General features: G+C 66.6%; 2 protein-coding genes. One reads left to right on the plus strand and one right to left on the minus strand.

Going from position 1 to position 3,010, the window contains the following annotated elements; translation table 11 throughout:
* Nucleotides 1-133 precede the first annotated feature (133 nt).
* Nucleotides 134-1,339 carry an MFS transporter gene (locus F6S12_RS30900; protein WP_315869778.1) on the plus strand — a complete coding sequence of 402 codons (1,206 nt, stop codon included), beginning with the start codon at nt 134-136 and terminating at the stop codon, nt 1,337-1,339.
* Nucleotides 1,340-1,548: 209 nt separating this feature from the next.
* Here F6S12_RS30900 and pssA read toward each other — a convergent pair whose 3' ends face one another.
* A complete protein-coding gene (gene pssA / locus F6S12_RS30905; protein WP_015635793.1) occupies nt 1,549-2,892 on the minus strand; it encodes a CDP-diacylglycerol--serine O-phosphatidyltransferase in 1,344 nt (447 codons plus the stop codon).
* Nucleotides 2,893-3,010 lie beyond the last annotated feature (118 nt).

Consider the following 3,010-nt stretch of genomic DNA (forward strand, 5'->3'; position numbering starts at 1 on the left):
AGCGGCCCTAGGCACAACGCCCGGCTCAAGGCCCTCTTCGCCGGCAACATCATCACGAATGCAGATAAGCCTGGGCTGTGACACGTTATCCCGTTAACGTTCACGGCCCATCGACTTTCATGGAAGACCCTTCATGCCTCGCTCCACAGCCGCCAGCGCGCCGCTGACCGTCAGACCCTTCTCGCTGGTTCCACTGATGGCCGCCTATATGGCCTGCACCATGTCGATGATGGCCTTCGTCTCGCTGATCGGCCCGATCTCCCGGGCCCTGCACCTGGAAACCTGGCACGCCGGCGCGGCCGTCACCGTTTCCGGGGTGATCTGGATGCTCCTGGCGCGCCCCTGGGGCCAGGCCAGCGACCGCTTCGGCCGGCGCCGTGTGCTGCTGCTGGGCACCGCCGGCTTCACCCTCGCCTACTGGGCCTTGTGCCTGTTCATCGACCTGTCGCTGCAGTCGCTGCCCAGCGTCGCCATGGCCTTTCTCGGCCTGATGCTCGGCCGCGGCCTGATCGGCGCCTTCTACGCGGCGATCCCGGTGGGCGGCTTCGCCCTGATCGCCGATAACGTCGAACCTCAGCACCGCGCCCGTGCCATGGCCACCCTGGGCGCCGCCAACGCCGTGGGCCTGGTGCTGGGCCCGGCGGTGGCCGCGCTGCTGGCGCGCTACAGCCTGAGCCTGCCGTTCTACGCCATGGCGGTGCTGCCGTTGCTGGCATTCCTGGTGCTGCGCTACCAACTGCCGCGCCAGGAACTGCACCTGGCCCAGGCCCCGACCCTGGTACGCCTGGGCGACCCGCGACTGCGCCGGCCCATGGTGGTGGCCTTTGTCGCCATGCTCTGTGTGTCGGTGGCCCAGATCACCGTCAGCTTCTATGCCCTGGACCGGCTGCACATGAGCCCCGCCGATGCCGCTCAGACGGCCGGGGTGGCCCTGGCCATGGTCGGCGTGGCGCTGATCTGCGCGCAGTTGGTGGTGCGCAAGCTGGAATGGCCGCCGCTGCGGATGATCCGCTACGGCGCCCTGCTGTCCGCGCTGGGTTATGCCGGCAGCATGCTGGTGGACAGCGCCTGGGGCTTGTGGCTGGCGTTCTTTGTATCGGCGGCAGGCATGGGTGGGGTGTTTCCGTCGTTCTCGGCCCTGGCGGCGAATGCCGTAGAGGCCTCGGAACAGGGCGCGACTGCCGGCAGCATCGGCGCCGCCCAGGGCCTGGGCGTGGTCATCGGGCCCATGGCCGGCAGCCTGATCTACGCCATCGAACCGCGCCTGCCCTACCTGCTGGCGGCGGTGCTGCTGGTACTGATCGCGATCTGGCCCGCCCCGCAGCCCAAAGACCTGTAGCTGCTGCAGGCTGCGAACGGCTGCAAATCAGACGCCGCTCTTGAGGTTGCTGAAGGCCCTGCGGACCTTTGCGCAGCCTCGCAGGCTCGGCAGCGGCTACAGGTACTGCGCTGCTTTTGTAGCCGCTGCCGCAGGCTGCGAACGGCTGCGAAGCAGACGCCGCTCTTGAGATTGCTGAAGGTCCTGCGGACCTCGGCAGCGGCTACGGGTTAAAGCATGCGGTAGAGCAAGCGCTCGATGCGCACGCGGCTGACCCGGCGCAGGAACTTGCCCACGGCCTCGGGGTAGTCCACCAGGCTGTCCAGGTACTGAAAGTGCTCGATACGGCGGGTGTGGCGATAGATCTCGGCCTGTTCGGCGTTGCGCGCCTGCAGCAGCTCGCCCTTGGGGTCGTCCAGCAACAGGGCGTTTTCCAGGTCCAGGCGGAAGGCCCGCGGATTGAGGTTGTTGCCGGTGAGCAAGGTATAGCGCTCATCGACCCACATGCCCTTGAGGTGGTAGGTGTTGTCACCGTCACGCCACAGGTGCAGGTTCAACTGGCCGTTGTCGATCACTTTCTGATGCCGCTTGGCAAAACGCCGCAGGCTGATCTCGTACAGATAAGGCAGCGCGGCGATCACCTTGAACGGCTCGCTGGGCGGGATATAGAAGTCGTTGGCGGTCTTGTCGCCGACGATGATGTCGATCTTCACTCCGCGCTCCAGGGCCCGGTTGATCTCCCGGGTCACCGGCAGCGGCAGGTTGAAATACGGGGTGCAGATGGTCAGCTGGCGCTGGGCGCCGGCAATCAGCTCGCAGATCACCCGGTTCAACGGGTTGCCCTTGCCCACCCCGAGCAACGGGCTGACCGACAGCCCGCTCTTGTCCAGGCCACCGGCAGTGGTGTCGTAGGTGGCGTGCTTGAGGCGGCTGCGCAGATCGCCGATGTCGTTGCGCAGGCTGCGGGTGGTGGGCAGGTTCGGCAGGTCCAGGCGGTGCACTGCCCGCGACTCCACCAGGCCGTGCTGCACCAGGTGGTGCATGGAGTCGGCCAGGGCCTGGTTGTGCAGCAGGTGGTAACGGTCGAAGCGGTACTTGTCGAACTTGTGCAGGTACACGTTGTTCAGGCTGGCGCCGCTGTAGAGCACGCAGTCGTCGATGACGAAACCCTTGAGGTGCAGCACCCCGAACAGCTCGCGGGTCTGAACCGGCACGCCGTAGATCGGCACCTCGCTGGCGTGAGTGCGGGTCATTTGCTGGTACCAGGCCGAGTTGCCCGGCTGCTTGCCGGCACCGATCAGGCCGCGCTGGGCCCGCAGCCAGTCCACCACGACCACCACTTCCAGCTCGGGACGGGCGGCCTTGGCGGCGTGCAGGGCATCGAGGATTTCCTGGCCGGCTTCATCCTGTTGCAGGTACAGCGCGACGATATAGATGCGCCGGCGGGCCTGGGCAATCTGCTCCAGCAGCGTGCGGCGAAACTGCGCAGCGCCGGTCAGCGTGGTGAAAGCCTCGGCGGCCAGTGGGAAGCTGCGCAGCTTGGGCAGCAGGGAACGTTTGAAAAGCGACGGCATTAGGGCTCGCAGTGGCTCAAATCCAAAGAGCGCAAGAGCTTACACCATGGACCGGCCGGAGTCCCCTGCCTGGCATGTATAACGCCCTCCCTCAGCAAAGCACCCGCCCGCTGTGCGC

Source organism: Pseudomonas sp. JV245A, from assembly GCF_032424515.1.
In the GTDB taxonomy this organism is placed as follows: domain Bacteria; phylum Pseudomonadota; class Gammaproteobacteria; order Pseudomonadales; family Pseudomonadaceae; genus Aquipseudomonas; species Aquipseudomonas protegens.

Excerpts from the sequence above, each read along its gene's own strand:
- F6S12_RS30900 (WP_315869778.1), top strand. The coding sequence starts at position 134 with ATGCCTCGCTCCACAGCCGCCAGCGCGCCGCTGACCGTCAGACCCTTC.
- pssA (WP_015635793.1), bottom strand. The coding sequence starts at position 2,892 with ATGCCGTCGCTTTTCAAACGTTCCCTGCTGCCCAAGCTGCGCAGCTTC.